The following is a 16431-nucleotide window of genomic DNA, read 5'->3' as shown; positions in this document are numbered from 1 at the left end:
TCATCGGGCTGTCGTCCAGCTTCTTGATGGCGCCGCGCTTGGCGGCGACGCAGCACCGAGAATCCGGGGCGTCCTTTTCTTCGTCCAGGTACTTCCCCATGCCGGTATAGCCGGCATCGCCGTATATCCGCTTGTCATCGTCATGCACGAGATGACTGACCATGGTGACATCGGCCACGTTGGCCGCAGTGGCAACGACACTGTGGGTCAGCCCGGTGACCGCATCGACGCCGATATGGGCCTTCAGGCCGAAATACCACTGGTTGCCTTTCTTGGTCTGCTTCATCGCCGGGTCGCGCTGCTTGGCCTGGTTCTTGGTGGAAGGCGCCGCTGCCACGATGGTCGCGTCGACGATGGTGCCCTCGCGCATGAACAACCCCTGCTCGGCCAGGTGGGCGTTGATCTCCTCGAAGATCCGCTGGGTCAGGGCATGCTTCTCCAGCAGGTGGCGGAAGCGAAGCAGCGTGGTCGCATCCGGCACGCTCTCGACAGCCAGGTCGATGCCCACGAAGTCGCGCATCGCCTGGCTATCGTAGATCGCATCTTCGAGCGCTTCGTCGGCGAGCGCATACCATTGTTGCAGGAAGTAGATCCGCAGCATACGCGCCAGCCCGATGGGCGGCCGGCCCCGCTTGCCCGCCGAGTTCGGGAAGTAGGACGGCGACAGCGCGTCGATCAGCCGTTGCCAAGGCACCAGAGTCTCCATCTGGGCCAGGAAACGCTCTCGACGGGTGACCTTCTTCTTGTTCTGGTGCTCTGCCTGGGCGAACGAGATCTGCTTCATCGGATGGCTCTGTCAGACGGTGGTGGGAGGGTCAAATTCTACCCCGCCGATGGCGATCAGGCAGCTACGGTGGGATTTGTGCAGCGTTTCCTTAGGGGGCAGCGCCTGGAACAAGCTGCCAGAATAACGAAGGGAGTCTTGGTGCAGCGCTCGAGGGAGGATGATCCCATGGGATGGCGACGGGGGCAGGCCTATGGTCAGGATCTGCGCGACCGGGTCATGGCGGCCAGCGGTTCGCTTCGTGAAGTGGCCGCACGCTTTGCGGTGAGCGAGTCCTATGTGGCCCGGGTACGTTCGCGACAGCGAAGCGGCCAGCTTAACGCGGGCGCCCAATGCAACCATGTGCCCCTCCGGCTCCTTGGACTCGAAGCCGCCCTGGCCGAACGGGTGGCTGCGGCACCTGACCAGACACTGGCGCAGTTATGCCAGTGGGTCGAGGCTGAGCATGGCCGCCGGGTGAGCCTGGCAACGATGTGGAAGACATTGGGCCGGCTGGGGCTCACCTTGAAAAAAAACCGTTCACGCGGCCGAACAGCAACGTCCCGATGTGGCTCAGGCAAGGCGCGCCTGGGCGGCTGAGCGGCCTCATCTCGATACGCGGCGGCTGGTCTTTGTCGATGAAACCTGGGCCAATACCCAGATGAGTCCCCGACGGGGCCGCTCGCCACGCGGCCAACGCTGTCCCGGCTACGTCCCCTACGGCCACTGGAAGACCACCACCTTCCTTTGTGCGCTTCGTGCGGAGGGGCTGATCGCCCCCTTGGTTCTCGATGGGCCCATCAATGGGCGAGTCTTTCGCGCTTGGGTGGAACAGGCGCTCGCCCCCATGCTGGGCGTCGGCGACATCGTCATAATGGATAACCTGGGCTCGCATAAAGTCGTTGGCGTGCGGGAAGCGATCGAAGCGCGTGGCGCCGAGCTGCGCTACTTGCCGCCTTACAGCCCCGATGACAACCCGATCGAGCAGGTCTTTGCGAAGCTGAAAACGTTGCTGCGCAAGACCGCCGCGCGTACCGTCGATGCGCTGTGGTCGGCGATTGGCGGCCTGCTCGATCGGTTTACCGCCAGCGAATGCGAGCGCTATATCCTGCACTGCGGCTATGGCCGGTCAGGGTGAAAACACTCTAATGCTCCATGAGATGCTGCACAGCGAAGTGTTTCTTCACGCCATATCTTTAACAAACCCTTTACAACAGGTTTCCTTTAACACTGATGCCTGGTGATACTCCTGCGTTAGCAGTCACTGCGAAGGCATCGGTGCTTCGTCGGATATCGACGAGTAGCCGGGTCAGGCAAGCGCGAGGGCTAAGATGGCTTCAGCTTCTCGATCTCGGCCAGCAGCGTATTGGCTTGCTCCGTCAAAGTCGCATTGGCCCGCATGTCACCGTTGCGAGCTGCCATCATCGCCTGCTCTAGCTTGCGCTCGTATTCCTTCTGAAGCTTCTTGGCGGGATCACGATTGAAAAGCCCCATGGCGGTCTCCTGAGAAGTGGTCAAGGAGACCACCCTACGACAAATCTTCTACAACTTCGATACGTCGCGTCACGATATGGCGAAATGGTTCAGGTGGCCAACGACATCCAGACCGTCTTGAGCTCGGAGTACTCCTCCAGGCTGTGATGCGACTTGTCGCGACCATTGCCCGACTGCTTGACGCCGCCGAACGGCACCGTCTGGTCGCCGCCGGCCCAGTTGTTGACGAATACCTGGCCGGAATGCAGCCGGCGCGTCACGCGCATGATGCGATCGATGTCCTGACTCCAGAAACCCGCGGCGAGGCCGTAGTCACTGTCGTTGGCCATGGCGATGGCCTCTTCTTCGCTGTCGAAGCCGAAGATTGCCAGCACCGGCCCGAAGATTTCCTCACGCCCGATGACCATCTGCGGCGTCACCCCGTCGAAAACGGTGGGCGGAATGAACCAGCCATCGCCCTTGAGTGCTTCTCCGCCGGCGCGCAGCGAAGCACCCTCCTCGACCCCTTGGCGAATGAAGTCGAGCACGCGGCGATGCTGGGTCTCGTCGACCATCGCGCCCATGAAGCTCTCAGGGTCCAGCGGGTCGCCCGGCTGCATGGTCTCGGCGGCAGCGAGCACCTTCTCGACAAACGCCGCGCGAATCGAATTCTCCACCAGCAGACGCGAACCGGCGATGCAGACTTCGCCCTGGTTGTGGAAGATCGCCTCGGCGGCATGCCGGGCCACCCGGTCCAGGTCCTTGCAGTCGGCGAAGACCAGGTTGGGGCTCTTGCCGCCGCACTCCAGGTAGACCTTCTTGAGGTTGGACTGGCCGGCATACTGCATCAGTTGCTTGCCGACCTGCGTCGAGCCGGTGAAGGACAGGCAATCGACGCCCATGGACAGCGCCAGCGCCTTGCCCACGGTATGCCCGAAGCCGGGTAATACCTGGAAGACGCCGCTCGGCAGGCCGGCTTCCCGTGCCAGCTCGGCCAGGCGCAGCGCGGATAGCGGTGATTTCTCCGAGGGCTTGAGAATCACGCTATTGCCCGCGGCCAGCGCCGGGGCGATCTTCCAGGCGGTCATCATCAGCGGGAAGTTCCAGGGCACGATGGAGGCCACCACGCCCAGCGGCTCGCGCAGCACCAGCGCCAGCGAGTCGTCGCCGGTCGGGGCCACTTCCCCGAACAGCTTGTCGATGGACTCGGCGTGATAGCGAACGCAGCCGATGGCGCCCTGCATGTCGCCCAGCGAGCTGGTGATTGGCTTGCCCATGTCCAGGGTGTCGAGCAGCGCCAGTTCGTGACGATTCGCCTCCATAAGTTCGGCAAGCGCCAAGAGGGTTTTCTTGCGCCGAACCGGGGCGAGTCGCGACCATTCGCCTGCCTGGAAGGCCGCCCGTGCATGACCGACCGCAAGCTCGGCATCGGGGCCGTCGCAACTGGCCACCTGCGCCAGGCACTTGCCGGTGGCCGGGTTGAGCGTCTCGAAGGTTTCGCCGGAGGCGGCGTCCACGAACTGGTCGTTGATATAGGCCCGGGTCTCGAATCGCATATCCGCGGCCATCTGGTGCCAGTCGGCATGTCGCTGGGGATGGCTCATATGTGTCTCTCCTGTGTTTCTGAAACGTTGCCTGCGCGGTTATCCGCGCCGTGGGCGATCTGTAGCGACAACCGACGGGCAGTCTCGTCCAGGGCGTCGCGGGCCAGGTCGACCATCGCGTCGATCTGGGCATGGGTGATCACCAGCGGCGGCGAGATGATCATGGTATCGCCCACTGAGCGCATCACCAGCCCTCGCTCGATGCAGATATCGCGGCACAGGTTGCCCGCGGCCAGCGACTTGTCGAAACGCGCCCGGCCGGCCTTGTCGGCGACGAGTTCCAGCGCGCCGATCAGCCCCAGCGAGCGGGCCTCGCCGACGATGGGGTGCTCGGCCAGCGTCGCCCAGCGGCTGGCGAGGTAGGGGCCGAGATCCTCGCGCACCCGCTCGATCACCCTCTCGTCCTGCAGGATCTCGAGGTTCTTGAGCGCCACGGCGGCACAGACCGGGTGGCCCGAATAGGTGAAGCCGTGGAAGAATTCGCCGCCCTCCTCGATGAGCGTGTCGGCGACGCGGTCACCTACCAGCACCCCGCCGATCGGCAGATACCCCGACGAGAGCCCCTTGGCGATCGGCATCAGGTCCGGCGCGAGGTCGTAGTGCATGCTGCCGAACCATGCGCCCAGGCGACCGAAACCGCAGATGACCTCGTCGACCACCAGCAGGATATCGTACTTCGCCAGTACCGCCTTGACCGCCGGCCAATAGCTCTCGGGTGGGATGATGGCGCCGCCCGCGCCCTGCACCGGCTCGGCGATGAACGCCGCCACCTTGTCCTCACCCAGTTCGAGAATCCTCGCCTCGATGGCCGCCGCACAGTCGCGGCCGAACGCCTGCGCGGACGGATCGGCCGCGTCATTCAAAGGGCCTTCCCCAAACCGTCCTTCCCCAAACCAATAGGGCTGGCGCACATGAGTGATGCCGGGTACCAGCGGGCCGCCCTGTTCGTGCATCGGCGCCATGCCGCCGAGGCTCATGCCGGCCACGGTAGAGCCGTGATAGGCGTTCTCGCGGGCGATGATCCATTGTTTCTCGGGCTTGCCTTTCAATGCCCAATAACGACGCGCCATGCGCAGCATCGTGTCGTTGGCCTCCGACCCCGAACCCGTAAAGAACACGTGGTTCATGTGCGCCGGGGCAATCTCGCTGAGCTTCGCGGCGAGCTTGACCGCTGGGGCATGGGTGCTCTTGAAGAAATTATTATAGTAGGGAAGCTCGCGCAGTTGCTCGGTGGCGGCCGTTATCAGTTCCTCGCGACCATAGCCCAGGTTAACGCACCACAGGCCCGCCATGGCGTCGAGCAGTCGACGCCCCTCGCTGTCATGAATATAGACCCCCTCGGCATGAACGATGATGCGGCTACCCTCCTCGCCCAGCGCCTTGAAGTCGGTAAAGGGGTGCAGATGGTGGGCACGGTCGAGCCGTGTCAACTCGTCGGTCATCGGGTTTCTCCTGGCGACGTGGCTTGGCAACGTTGATTGGCGACTTGGGTTGGCGATTCAGGCATCGGCCGCGGCGGTAATCGTCACCGCGTGACGACGAGCAACGCAGGCGCCGGCAAACGCTTGAAAGAGGGCGTCGTAGAGCGGGTGCTCCGGCGTGCGCCATTCGGGGTGCCACTGCACCGCCATGGCAAAGCCCGGCGCGTCACGCACGGATATCGCCTCGACCAGACCGTCCGGCGCCACCGCCTCGGCCACCAGCCCCGGCCCCAACGAGGCGATCCCCTGCTGGTGCAGGGAATTGACCCACGCCCGAGGTTGCGGATAGAGCGCTTCCAGGCGTCCGCCCGGCAGGATCTCGATGTCATGGGCCGGCGCATAACGCTGCTCGCGATCCCCCTCCGGCTCCCGGTGGTCGAGCAAGCCCGGCACCATCTGCACCGCCTGGTGCAGCGTGCCGCCGAAGGCCACGTTGATCTCCTGAAAGCCACGACAGATACCGAACAGGGCGAGCCCCATGTCCAGCGCCGCGGGGATCCAGGCCAGCGCGGCGGCATCGCGATGCCGATCGTCATGGGTGTTCTCGGGCGCGCGCGCTACGCCATAGCGACCCGGTTCGACATTGCTGTAACTGCCGGTCAGCAAGAGGCCATCAAGAGGGCGAAGCAGGTCGGTCTGCACGACGCCTTCCCAGACCGGCAGGATCACCGGCGCCAACCCGTAGTCACGCAGGACGGTCAGGTACTTGTCGGTGACCGTATGGGCAGGGTGCCCCTCTACCTCACGACGGCAGGCGATCACACCCACCAGGGGCCGGCTCTGCATGTCAGTCTCCTTGAGTCGTCATTGCACTTGAGTGTTATGCTTTGCTCAACATACGCCGCTCAAAGGCGGCTGCCAAGCCGCCTGATCCGTGCGATCAACGTCTGGCGCTTTCACACCTCATCCAATGCCCCGGCGCTTTTCGACACCGCGACACCATCGCGAGACGCTACTGAGCCCGTAAAGTATTTGACAACACCCGACAAGACTTCAAAGATAGCCCACAGAGATAACGAACAGGACATAAAGGTGCGCCATGCCCTCACACCCCACCGATGAAGCCTTGCACTTTCTTGACCGTCATCCCGAGATCGACAGCATCGACCTGTTGCTCAGCGATCTCAATGGTGTGCTGCGCGGCAAGCGCATCGGCCGCGGCAACCTCGAGAAAGCCTATCGGGAGGGCATCAACCTGCCGGCGTCGGTCTTCGCTCTGGACATTCTTGGCAACACCATCGAGGAAACCGGGTTGGGGCTGACCACGGGCGACGGCGACCGGGTCTGCCGGCCGGTCCCGGGGAGCCTGATGCCGAGCCCCTGGCTGCGTGGTGGCCGACAGGCACAACTGCTGATGAGCATGGTCGAAGCCGACGAGACGCCCTTCTTCGCCGATCCTCGTCAGGTGCTGGCGCAACAGCTGGCGCGGCTACAGGCGCGCGGCCTGACACCCGTGGTGGCGGTGGAAATGGAATTCTATCTGGTCGATCGGGCGCGTGATGACCTCGGCATGGTGCAACCGCCCTGCTCGCCGGCCACCGGCGAGCGCGCCACCCAGAGCCAGCTCTATTCGATCAACGAGCTCGACGAGTACTCGGACCTTCTGGAGGCGATACAGAACGCCGCCGAGGTACAGGGCCTGCCGCTGGACACCGCGCTCAAGGAGTGCGCCCCCGGCCAGTTCGAGATCAACCTGCTGCATGTCGACGACGTCCTGACGGCTTGCGACAGCGCCGTGCTGCTCAAACGTCTGATCAAGGGTGTTGCGCTGAAGCATGGCTTCGAGGCGACCTTTATGGCCAAACCCTACGGCCTGGAAGCGGGCAACGGCACCCATGTGCATATCAGCCTGCTGGACGAGGCCGGCCATAACGTCTTCGCCGCCGACGACGGCGACCCTCACGGCACTTTACTGCTGCGACAGGCCATCGCCGGCCTGCTGGTCCTGATGCCGGCCTCGATGGCGCTGTTCGCGCCTAACCTCAACTCCTTCCGCCGCTTTCAGCCGGGGCTCTATGTGCCCATGACGCCTACCTGGGGAGTCGACAACCGCTCAGTGGCGCTGCGTATTCCCTCCGGCCCCAATGCGGCCAGGCGGATCGAACACCGCGTGGCCGGCGCCGACGCCAACCCCTATCTGCTGCTGGCCGCCCTGCTGGCCGGCATCGAACACGGCCTGGCCGGCTCGCTCACGCCGCCTGCCGCGGCGATCGGCAATGCCTACCAGCAGTTCCCGCCCAGCCTGAGCAACAGCTGGACGCGCGCCCTCGACCTGCTGGAGGGCAGCGAGGTAATGACCCAGGCACTCGGCCGAGACTTCATCAAGGTTTTTGTGGCCAACCGTCGCGCCGAACGTGACCAGGCCATGCAGAGCGTCAGCAAGCTGGAATACGACTGGTATCTGCGCCATGTCTAGACACGACGACGCCCCGACCGTTCGGTCGGGGCGTCAAGAATTCTGGCGTCGCCGACTGGCGCCGCTGAAGGTTCAGCTCTCGTCGGTCAGGGTCGCGCCCCATTGCGGCCGCCCGTCCTCGAGCAGTACACGATCGCCCTCGGGCGCGCTGTCGAGTCGGCTGGTCTGCACCACGTCGCCGTTGCGCCAGGTCACTTCGTAGCCCTCGGCTTCCTGGCGGGTATCGACAACGGTGTCGCAGCGGCGCTGGGTCGTGGAGGTCGTCTGGCCAGCCTCGACGCGCTCCTGCACCTCACGGCCGGCCAGGCCACCCCCGACGACTCCGGCCACGGTGGCGATTTTCTTGCCGCTGCCGCCACCCACTTGATTGCCCAGCAGGCCGCCGACGATCGCGCCCGCGGCCGTGCCGACGATCCGGTTGGGATCGCGGGTCGGTGCCCGCTGCGTCACCACCACGTCCTCGCACACCTCGCGCGGGGTTTCCACGGTCCGCGTCAGGGTTTCCACATGGGTAATCTCGGCAAATTGCGGCGTGTCTTCCTGCTGGACCTGCCAGGCCCCGAAGGCCAGCCCGCCCAGCCCCAACACGGCCAGGGTGGTGCCCACCACGATCGACTTGCTCATTTTCCACCTCCTGGAGGGCGCTGACGCGCCATCATCATTCGAGAAACCGCTTCGCGGAGGCGTGACAAGGACGATGAGAGACGCATCGCTTCCTGCACCGCGCGAGAGACGAAGATCAGTATATGCTTTTACAGCAAGCAAGAAAGCGCTCGTCGCGGGTATCCATATTTGTTGACTCGCCGTCGCCGGAAGACGACAGCGCGTGCCTCATGCCAAGGGACCGCCGGCGGGGGTGGCGGCCTGGTCCTCAGGCTGATCGAGCGCAGGCCGACCGGGCACCAGCTCCAGACGCTTTTCCAGCCAGTGGCGGGTGGACTCGACTCGGTTGAAGGTATAGACGTGCAGGCCAACGAAGCCCGCCTGGGCGTCGCCGAGCAGCGGGCCCACTCCCTCCAGCAGGGCATCGGGCCGATAGGGTGATGGCCGCAGCAACCGTGCCATCCAGCCCGATTGACGGCGCAGGGTGCGCACCGACGGCCCCAGCCCCAGGCGCAAGGCGATGGTGAGCAGCCGTCTGGGCTCCATGACGCCGGGAATCCCGGCATGTACCGGCAAGGAGAGACCGAGCCGCCGCTGCCGCTCGCGCCAGGCCAGCAGCGGCGCCGCCTCGAAGCACAGCTGGGTGACGGCGTAATCGGCCAGCGCCACCTTGGCCTCCAGGTCTCGTTGCAGTTGCGCCGCTTCGATGCGGTGATGCCCCTCCGGATAGACAGGCACGCCGATTCGCGCCGGCCGCAGCTCAAGCCCGTCCAGGGCCTCGAGCAGCGCCAGGCCATGAGGGTAGTCCCCCACCGCTCGCTCGACATCGCCGCCCACCACGAAGGCCTCGTCGATGCCCAGCGCCGCGAGGCGCCCCAGTAACTGCTCCAGGTGGGCGCGGTCGCGCATCAGACGGGCGGCAAGGTGCGGCACCACGTGAAAGCCTCTCCCGACCAGCCACTCGCTGGCCGCCAGGGTGCGCTCCAGGCCGTGGCGCGGCGAGCAGGTCACGGTAACCACGGCGCCGTGCGGCAGAGCCCGGGCCGCCTCCTGCAGTCCGGCGATGGGCAGCAGTTCAAAACGGGCCGTCGTCACCTTCTTCACCCCTTGGGAATTGCCTTACCAGGATCGTGGAAGGGCTTCTCCACCACCCTGGCCTCCTGCGGGCCGGTATTGGCCTCAATGTGCAGGGAGGTGCCCAGTTCGGCATGCTCGACCGGCACCATGGCGTAGCCAATGTTGCGCTCCTGGCGCGGCGAGCGAGTGGCCGAGGTCACCTTGCCGATCCGCTCACCGCTGGCATCGAAGACCGGGAAGACGTCGATCATCGTGCCGTCGATAAAGTAACCGACGCTGGGGCCGTCGATCTCCACCCCCACCAGCTTGCGCGACACGCCCTCGGCCTTGATGCGCTCGAGAGCGGCGCGGCCGATGAAGTCGTCGTCGCCGCGCAGGTCGACCATCCAGTCGTAGCCCATGCCCACCTCGAAGGGATTGGTGTCGTACCAGATATCGCAGCCGAAGGCGAGGATGCCGCCCTCGATGCGGCGGATATGGCAGGGGCCGATCACCTGCATGTCGTGGGGCCGGCCGGCCTCGAAGACCCGCTGCCAGAGCGCCTCGCCGAAGCGGCTGGCCTCGCGCAGGTAGATCTCATAGCCGATCTCGCCGGAGTAACCGGTGCGCGAGATCACCACCGACATGCCGTCGAGCTCGGCCTCCATCAGGTGGTAATAAGGCATGCCCAGCACGGCGTCGCCGAACAGGTCGACCATTACCGCCTTGGCCTTCGGCCCCTGGACCTGCACCGGTGCCACGTCCACCTCCTGGATGGTGACGTCGAGGCCAGAATTTACCGCCAGACCCTGGCACCACAGCAGAATGTCGCTGTCGGCCAGCGACAGCCAGAAGCGGTTCTCCTCGATACGCAGCAGCACCGGGTCGTTGAGAATACCGCCGTCGGGGGCGGTGACGAAGACGTACTTGCACTGCCCCACCTGGCAATGGCGCATGTCGCGGGGGACCAGCCGCTGGGTGAAGGCGAAGGCGTCGGGGCCTGCGATCTCGATCTGGCGCTCGACGCCGACGTCCCACAGCGTCACGCCCTGCACCAGGGCCCAGTACTCATCCACCGGGTCGGTGTAGAGGCGCGGATGGTAGTGATGGTTGTAGACGCTGTACTTACGCACTCCGTGCCGCCGCGAGGCGTAGAAGAAGGGTGACTTGCGGATACGCGGATAGAGCAGGATTTCCGGCGCCGATGGGGTGTTCTGAGTGCTCTGGATGCTCTCGATGGCCTGAGACATGACCGCCTCCTCCCCTGTTGCTGTGCCGGGGACCGACACCCGCCGGTCGCCCTTACCTTCGACACTAGCCCCGCCGGCAGCGCCCCATCTCGCTGTGGGCGCCCCGCCCTTAGCCGTGGGCGACAGGGGGCACGCTTCCTGTCGCCACCAGACAAGGAGGCGTCGTCGCGGGACAGCGTGGGGTCAAGTCCCTGTCTTATGCTGCGGAAAAGCCCTCGGATTGAGGAGGACGATCATGGCGGCTCTCCCCTCGCAGGCAGAGGCGGTAATCATCGGCGTGGGCGGCATCGTCGGCGCCTCGGTAGCTCATCACCTGATCGAGCAGGGTTGGAGGAATCTGGTGGGCCTCGAAAAGTCCGCCATCCCCTCGGACATCGGCTCCACCGCCCACGCCTCCGACTTCTGCTTCATGACCGCCCACGACCGGCTGTCCTGCTACACGACCACCTACAGCCAACGCTTCTATGAGGCCCTAGGTCATTACCACAAGGTCGGCGGCCTGGAGATTGCCCGGGTCGGCGACGAGGCGAGGCTGGCCGAGCTGCAGCGCAAGGTCGCCTCGGGCAAGGCCTTCGGCACCAAGGTGCGCATGGTCGACGCCGACGAGGTGGTGGCGCGCTTCCCGCTGCTGGATCGAGAACAGGTGCTCGGTGGCATGTGGGACACCGACGCCGGGCTGGTGATCCCGCGATCCCAGAGGGTGGCCGGTGAGCTGATCGAACGCGCCGTGGCTGGCGGCCAGCTGCGCGCCTTCGCCGACACCCCGGCGCTGGACATCGACGTTCGAGACGGTCGGGTGTGCGGCGTCGAGACGGCGAAGGGCTATGTGGCCACCTCGCGGGTGATCGTCACCTCGGGCATCTGGGGACCGATTCCCGCGGCCATGGGCGGTGCGGCCCTGCCGCTGATGCCGGTGGAGCATCCGCTGATGTTCTTCGGCCCCTTCGACACCTTCGCCGGCACCGGCAAGGAGATCGGCTATCCGCTGTTGCGCGATCAGGGCAACTCCGCCTACATGCGCGACACCGGCGATCCCAGGAGTACCGAGGGAGGACAGCTGGAGTGGGGCTACTACGAGTCCCGCGAGCCCCGGCTGGTGGATCCCACCGCCATCCTCGCACGCGATCAGGCGCGACTCTCGCCCTCCATGCGCGACCTCGCGGCCGACCAGGTGGCCGAGGCCTTCGAGCGAGCGGTAGAGCTCGCTCCCGTGCTTGGCGAGCTGGGGTGGGACGAGAAGCACTCCTTCAACGGCCTGCTCTCGGTCACCTCGGACGGCGGCTCCCTGGTCGGTGAGTCGCCGGAGACCCGCGGCCTGTGGTTCTGCGAGGCGGTGTGGGTCAAGGACGGCCCCGGCATGGGCAAGCTGCTCGCCGACTGGCTGACCCACGGCCGCGCCGCACCCGACCCCTGCGGCATCGACATCGCGCGCTTCTATCCGGTGCAGAAGACGCCCCACCACGTCGAGGGCCGCTGCCGGGAGATTGCCCGCAAGATTTACGACCCGCCGGTGCACCCCCGCGAGCCCTTCGAGAGCGGCCGTGACCTGCGCCGCGGTCCCTTCTGGCCGCGCGAGCGCGAGCTCGGCGGCGTCTTCATGGAGGCCGCCGGCTGGGAGCGCGCCCACGGCTACGCCGCCAACGAGGCGCTGCTGGAACGCTATGCCGAGCGGGTGCCCGAGCGCCCGGCGGAGTGGGACGCCCGGCACTTCTGGCGGGTGTCCAACGCCGAGCACCTGGCGCTGTCCGACGACGTGGGCATGACCAACCTCTCCCACTTCGCCATCTACGACATCGCCGGCCGCAATGCGGAGGCACTGCTGGAATACCTGTCGGTGGCGAAAGTCGGCGGCGACACCCCCGTCGGCAAGGGCGTCTATACCCACTTCCTCGATGCCGCCGGCGGCGTCCACTCGGATCTCACCATCGTGCGCCTGGCCGCGGATGCCTGGCGGGTGATCTGCGGCGGCGACACCGGACATCGCGACCTGATGTGGATCACCCGCCGCGCCGATGACGCCGGGCTGACCCGCTGGCACCTGGAGGATCGCAGCGACGGCCTGGCCACCCTGGGCCTGTGGGGTCCCAACGCCCGGCGCACCCTGCAGGCCCTGGCCGATGTCCCCGAGGGGCTTGATGATGCCCGCTTCCCCTTCGCCACCGCCCGCGAGATCCGCATCCAGGGGCTGCCGGTGTGGGCCTTCCGCATCTCCTACGTGGGCGAGCAGGGCTGGGAGCTCTACGTACCCTTCAGCTACGGCCTGGCGCTCTGGGATCGGTTGTTCGAGGCCGGGGTGACGCCGGTGGGCATCGAGACCTACGCCAGTAGCCGCCGCCTGGAGAAGAGCCTGCGGCTGCAGAACGTCGATCTGCTCACCGACTACAACCTTTACGAGGCGGGCCTGGCGCGGCCCAGGGTCAAGGCCGCGGACTTCCACGGCAAGGCCGCCTACCTGGAGCAGCGCAGCCGCGAGCGTCAGCCCGCCAGCCTCTGCACCCTGATCATGGAGGAGCACCACGACGCCGCGGGCCGGCCCCGCTACCCGGTCGGCCAGTCGCCCTTGCTCGACCCCGAGAGCGGCGAGGTGCCGGTGGACGCGTTCGGCCGGCGCTCCTACGTGACCAGCATCGCCTACGGGCCAACGCTCGGGCGCAACATCGCCCTGGCCTACCTGCCCGCCGACTACGCACAGGAAGGGCGAAGTCTGCTGATGGAGTACTTTGCCGAGCACTACCCGATGCGGGTGGCAGCGGTGGGCTATAGGGCGCTCTTTGATCCGGAGAATTCGCGTCCACGCGGTTGAAGCCTCATCCTCACAGCAACGGGTCGTCCGGCAGTGCCAATTCGGCCTGCCGCTGCTGCCGGCGCTTGCGCTCCCCGCTCGGCGAGTGGCCGAAGTGGTCGTGGTAGCACTTGGTAAAATGCGGCGGCGAGACGAAGCCGCAGGCCAGCGCCACCTCGGTGATCGGCATTCGTGTCTGCTGCAGCAGCAGCCGCGCCCGGGCCAGGCGCAGCTCCAGGTAGTACTTGAGCGGCGGACAACCCACGTAGCGCTGGAAGAGGCGTTCCAGCTGGCGCCGCGACAGCCCGGTATAGCGGGCCAACTCGTCCAGCGCCAGCGGCTCCTGGAGGTTGGCCTCCATCAGGGTGGCCACCTCCTCCAGCTTGGGGTGGCTGTGGCCCAGGCGCACCCGCAGCGGGCTGCGCTGGCGATCACCCACGCCGCGGATGCGTTCGTGAATGAATTCCTCGGCGATCGCCTCGGCCAGCGCCAGGCCCTGCTGGCGTCCGATCAGATGGAGCATCATGTCCAGGGGGGCGATGCCGCCCGAGCAGGTATAGCGATCGCGATCCATGACAAACAGCTGCGAGGTGAAGATCACTGCGGGGAAGCGCCGCGCCTCATGCAGGCTAGAAATGTGCTCCCAGTGCAGGGTACAGCGGTAACCGTCGAGCAGACCCGCCCGGGCCAGCACATAGCCACCGGTGCACACCGCCCCCAGGGGGATGCGCCGCTCGGCCAGGCGCCGTAGCCAGGAAAGGGTCGCGCGATCGCCGTGTCGCTGCACCTCGACCCCACCGCACACCAGCAGCAGGTCCAGCGCCGGCATCGGCTCCAGCGCCTGGTCCACCGCCGTGGGCAGACCACTGCTGGCCGTGACTGCGGTGCCATCGCGGCTCACCAGATGCCAGGTGTAGAGGGTACGGTCGGCGAGGTGGTTGGCCATGCGCAACGGCTCCAGCGCCGAAGAGAAGGCGAGCTGCGAGAAGCCCGGCAGCAGCAGGAAACCGATATCATGGTGGCCCTTGGCCGGAACGGGGGATTCCATCGCCTTCCTCTTGCTCAGTGGCGCCGGGCGCCGCTTCCCTTCAGGGGTAGTCTACCCGTGGGACCACCGGCAAGGTCGTCCCGCTCCGGCAGTGTGTCGCTGCGCCCAAGGCCACCGACGTCGGCAGGCAAATCCGCCTCGCACGGCGCGCGATACTAAGTCTAACGATACTGAGTCTACAACGCCCGGCGCTACACTCGCGAGGAGATACGACGATGGCACCTCAAGCGACCGAACCGGCTGCGCCCCGGCCCGCCGACAATCTGAGCATCGCCCGCGCGGTGCGGCTCTGGCCCATCGAGGAGATCGCCCATCGCCTGGGTCTGTCCGGCGAGGTGGTAGAGCCTTATGGCCGCGGCATTGCCAAGCTCGACCTGGCGGCCATGACGAGCCTGGCCGAACGCCCGCGAGGGCGCTACGTGGTGGTGACCTCGATGACGCCCACTCCACCCGGCGAGGGCAAGACTACCACTGCCATCGGCCTGGTGCAGGGGCTTCAGCGCCTTGGCCACATCGCCAGCGTGGCGCTGCGCCAGCCGTCCATGGGCCCCACGCTGGGACTCAAGGGCGGGGCCACCGGCGGTGGGTACAGCCAGGTGCTGCCCATGGAGCGCATCAACCTGCACCTTACCGGCGACATCCACGCGGTGGGGGCCGCCCATAACCTGCTGGCGGCGATGGTCGACAATCACCTGCACCACCGGCTCGAGCCCGAGCTGGATCCCCGCGAGGTGCGCTGGCAGCGCGTCATCGACCTCAACGACCGCGCCCTGCGACATCTGGTGCTGGGCATCGGCGGGCGTGGCGACGGGTTTCCCCGCCAGGGCGGCTTCGAGATCACCGCTGCCTCGGAGGTGATGGCGGTGCTGGCGCTGGCCGACTCGCTGGCCGACCTGCGCCGCCGGCTGGGACGGCTGATCGTGGGGCTGGACCGCGCCGGCGAGCCGGTCACCGCCGAGCAGGTCGGCGCCGCCGGCGCCATGACGGTACTGCTCAAGGAAGCGCTCAAGCCCAATCTGCTGCAGACCCTGGAGCACGCCCCGGCACTGATCCATGCCGGCCCCTTCGGCAACATCGCTCATGGCAACTCATCGGTCGTCGCCGATCACATCGGCCTGCACGCCAGCGACTTCCTGGTCACTGAAGCAGGCTTTGGCGCTGACATGGGCGCCGAGCGCTTCTTCAACATCAAGTGCCGAGCCTCAGGCCTCGCGCCCGATGCCGCGGTGCTGGTGGTCACGGTGCGCGCCCTGAAGTACCACAGCGGCCGCCACCGGGTGGTGCCCGGCCAGCCGCTGCCCGCCTCGCTGCTGGGGGAGTCCCCGGACGAGGTCCGGGAAGGCGGGGCCAACCTGCTCAAGCAGATCGACAACGTGCGTGCCCACGGCCTCACGCCCGTGGTGGCGATCAATGCCTTTCCCAGCGACCATCAAAGCGAGCATACCGCCATCCGCGAGCTGTGCGCCTCGGTGGGCGTGCGCGCCGAGGTCTCCACTCATGCGCGCGACGGCGGGGAGGGTGCCCTGGGCCTGGCGCAGGCGCTGATCGAGACGATGAATGAGGCCGACGAGGCCGGGAGCGGCTTCCACTTCCTCTACCCCGCCGATCTGCCCCTGGCGGCCAAGATCGAGCGCATCGCCACGCGCCTCTACGGCGCCGAGGGGGTCGACTTCGCCCCGGGGGTCCGCGAGCGATTGGAGACCTGGCAGCGCCAGGACTACGGGACCTTTCCGGTATGCATCGCCAAGACGCATATGTCGCTGTCCCACGATGCGAGCCGGCTCGGCGCCCCGACCGGCTGGCGGCTACCGGTGCGCGAAGTGCGTCTCTCCGCCGGCGCCGGCTTCGTCTATGCCCTGGCCGGGGATATCCGCACGATGCCGGGACTCAGCGCCTCGCCGGCCGCCACGCGGCTGGATATCGACGAGGATGGCGAGACGGTCGGCCTCTACTGA

13 protein-coding genes are annotated in these 16431 nt (G+C 66.5%); 4 read left to right on the top strand and 9 right to left on the bottom strand.

Going from position 1 to position 16431, the window contains the following annotated elements; translation table 11 throughout:
• The coding region (locus BM341_RS14870; protein ID WP_089796847.1) for an IS5 family transposase at nt 1-784 on the bottom strand (784 nt) is incomplete at its 3' end.
• Nucleotides 785-952: 168 nt separating this feature from the next.
• On the opposite strand from BM341_RS14870, the gene BM341_RS14865 reads away from it, so the two are divergent.
• A protein-coding gene (locus BM341_RS14865; RefSeq protein ID WP_089796846.1) for an IS630 family transposase occupies nt 953-1901 on the top strand; the annotation gives its coding sequence in 2 pieces (ribosomal slippage) (nt 953-1293 and nt 1292-1901; 951 coding nt in all).
• A gap of 188 nt (nt 1902-2089) precedes the next feature.
• Here BM341_RS14865 and BM341_RS19075 read toward each other — a convergent pair.
• The 4 genes from BM341_RS19075 to BM341_RS14850 form a co-directional block, all read right to left on the bottom strand.
• Nucleotides 2090-2257: a DUF6435 family protein gene (locus BM341_RS19075; protein WP_139233025.1), complete on the bottom strand. Its 168-nt coding sequence runs from the start codon at nt 2255-2257 to the stop codon at nt 2090-2092.
• Nucleotides 2258-2346: 89 nt separating this feature from the next.
• On the bottom strand, nt 2347-3840 hold the full coding sequence (locus tag BM341_RS14860) for an aldehyde dehydrogenase (RefSeq protein WP_089796845.1): 1494 nt from the start codon (nt 3838-3840) through the stop codon (nt 2347-2349).
• Nucleotides 3837-5282, bottom strand: a complete 1446-nt coding sequence (locus tag BM341_RS14855) for an aspartate aminotransferase family protein (protein ID WP_089796844.1) — start codon at nt 5280-5282, stop codon at nt 3837-3839. Before BM341_RS14855 ends, BM341_RS14860 begins: the two co-directional genes overlap by 4 nt.
• Before the next feature lie 57 nt (nt 5283-5339).
• A complete protein-coding gene (locus tag BM341_RS14850; protein WP_089796843.1) occupies nt 5340-6107 on the bottom strand; it encodes a gamma-glutamyl-gamma-aminobutyrate hydrolase family protein in 768 nt (255 codons plus the stop codon).
• A gap of 253 nt (nt 6108-6360) precedes the next feature.
• Here BM341_RS14850 and BM341_RS14845 point away from each other — a divergent pair, with 253 nt between their 5' ends.
• Entirely contained in the window at nt 6361-7737 is a 1377-nt protein-coding gene (locus BM341_RS14845) for a glutamine synthetase family protein (RefSeq protein ID WP_089796842.1), read from the top strand.
• A 72-nt stretch (nt 7738-7809) separates the two neighbouring features.
• On the opposite strand, the gene BM341_RS14840 is transcribed toward BM341_RS14845, so the two are convergent.
• From BM341_RS14840 to BM341_RS14830, 3 genes are all read right to left on the bottom strand, one after another.
• The gene (locus BM341_RS14840; protein WP_089796841.1) at nt 7810-8361 is read right to left on the bottom strand and encodes a glycine zipper 2TM domain-containing protein; all 552 of its coding nucleotides are present in this window, start codon (nt 8359-8361) and stop codon (nt 7810-7812) included.
• 207 nt (nt 8362-8568) lie between these two features.
• A complete protein-coding gene (locus tag BM341_RS14835; protein ID WP_175507881.1) occupies nt 8569-9435 on the bottom strand; it encodes a methylenetetrahydrofolate reductase in 867 nt (288 codons plus the stop codon).
• Nucleotides 9436-9440: 5 nt separating this feature from the next.
• Nucleotides 9441-10646: a glycine cleavage T C-terminal barrel domain-containing protein gene (locus tag BM341_RS14830; RefSeq protein WP_089796839.1), complete on the bottom strand. Its 1206-nt coding sequence runs from the start codon at nt 10644-10646 to the stop codon at nt 9441-9443.
• A gap of 235 nt (nt 10647-10881) precedes the next feature.
• Here BM341_RS14830 and BM341_RS14825 point away from each other — a divergent pair, with 235 nt between their 5' ends.
• Nucleotides 10882-13449, top strand: coding sequence for a GcvT family protein (locus tag BM341_RS14825; protein WP_089796838.1), 2568 nt, complete (start codon nt 10882-10884; stop codon nt 13447-13449).
• Nucleotides 13450-13459: 10 nt separating this feature from the next.
• Here BM341_RS14825 and BM341_RS14820 read toward each other — a convergent pair whose 3' ends face one another.
• Complete coding sequence (locus tag BM341_RS14820) at nt 13460-14476, bottom strand: GlxA family transcriptional regulator (RefSeq protein WP_089796837.1); 1017 nt, start codon at nt 14474-14476, stop codon at nt 13460-13462.
• 215 nt (nt 14477-14691) lie between these two features.
• Here BM341_RS14820 and BM341_RS14815 point away from each other — a divergent pair, with 215 nt between their 5' ends.
• Entirely contained in the window at nt 14692-16431 is a 1740-nt protein-coding gene (locus BM341_RS14815) for a formate--tetrahydrofolate ligase (RefSeq protein WP_089796836.1), read from the top strand.

This window comes from Halomonas korlensis (assembly GCF_900116705.1).
Lineage (GTDB): Bacteria > Pseudomonadota > Gammaproteobacteria > Pseudomonadales > Halomonadaceae > Halomonas > Halomonas korlensis.
Note: the sequence above shows the minus strand (reverse complement) of the source record. Positions and strands in the feature narration are given on the sequence as shown.

Excerpts from the sequence above, each read along its gene's own strand:
- BM341_RS19075 (WP_139233025.1), bottom strand. The coding sequence starts at position 2,257 with ATGGGGCTTTTCAATCGTGATCCCGCCAAGAAGCTTCAGAAGGAATAC.
- BM341_RS14845 (WP_089796842.1), top strand. The coding sequence starts at position 6,361 with ATGCCCTCACACCCCACCGATGAAGCCTTGCACTTTCTTGACCGTCAT.
- BM341_RS14830 (WP_089796839.1), bottom strand. The coding sequence starts at position 10,646 with ATGTCTCAGGCCATCGAGAGCATCCAGAGCACTCAGAACACCCCATCG.
- BM341_RS14860 (WP_089796845.1), bottom strand. The coding sequence starts at position 3,840 with ATGAGCCATCCCCAGCGACATGCCGACTGGCACCAGATGGCCGCGGAT.
- BM341_RS14840 (WP_089796841.1), bottom strand. The coding sequence starts at position 8,361 with ATGAGCAAGTCGATCGTGGTGGGCACCACCCTGGCCGTGTTGGGGCTG.
- BM341_RS14820 (WP_089796837.1), bottom strand. The coding sequence starts at position 14,476 with ATGGAATCCCCCGTTCCGGCCAAGGGCCACCATGATATCGGTTTCCTG.
- BM341_RS14850 (WP_089796843.1), bottom strand. The coding sequence starts at position 6,107 with ATGCAGAGCCGGCCCCTGGTGGGTGTGATCGCCTGCCGTCGTGAGGTA.
- BM341_RS14825 (WP_089796838.1), top strand. The coding sequence starts at position 10,882 with ATGGCGGCTCTCCCCTCGCAGGCAGAGGCGGTAATCATCGGCGTGGGC.
- BM341_RS14855 (WP_089796844.1), bottom strand. The coding sequence starts at position 5,282 with ATGACCGACGAGTTGACACGGCTCGACCGTGCCCACCATCTGCACCCC.
- BM341_RS14815 (WP_089796836.1), top strand. The coding sequence starts at position 14,692 with ATGGCACCTCAAGCGACCGAACCGGCTGCGCCCCGGCCCGCCGACAAT.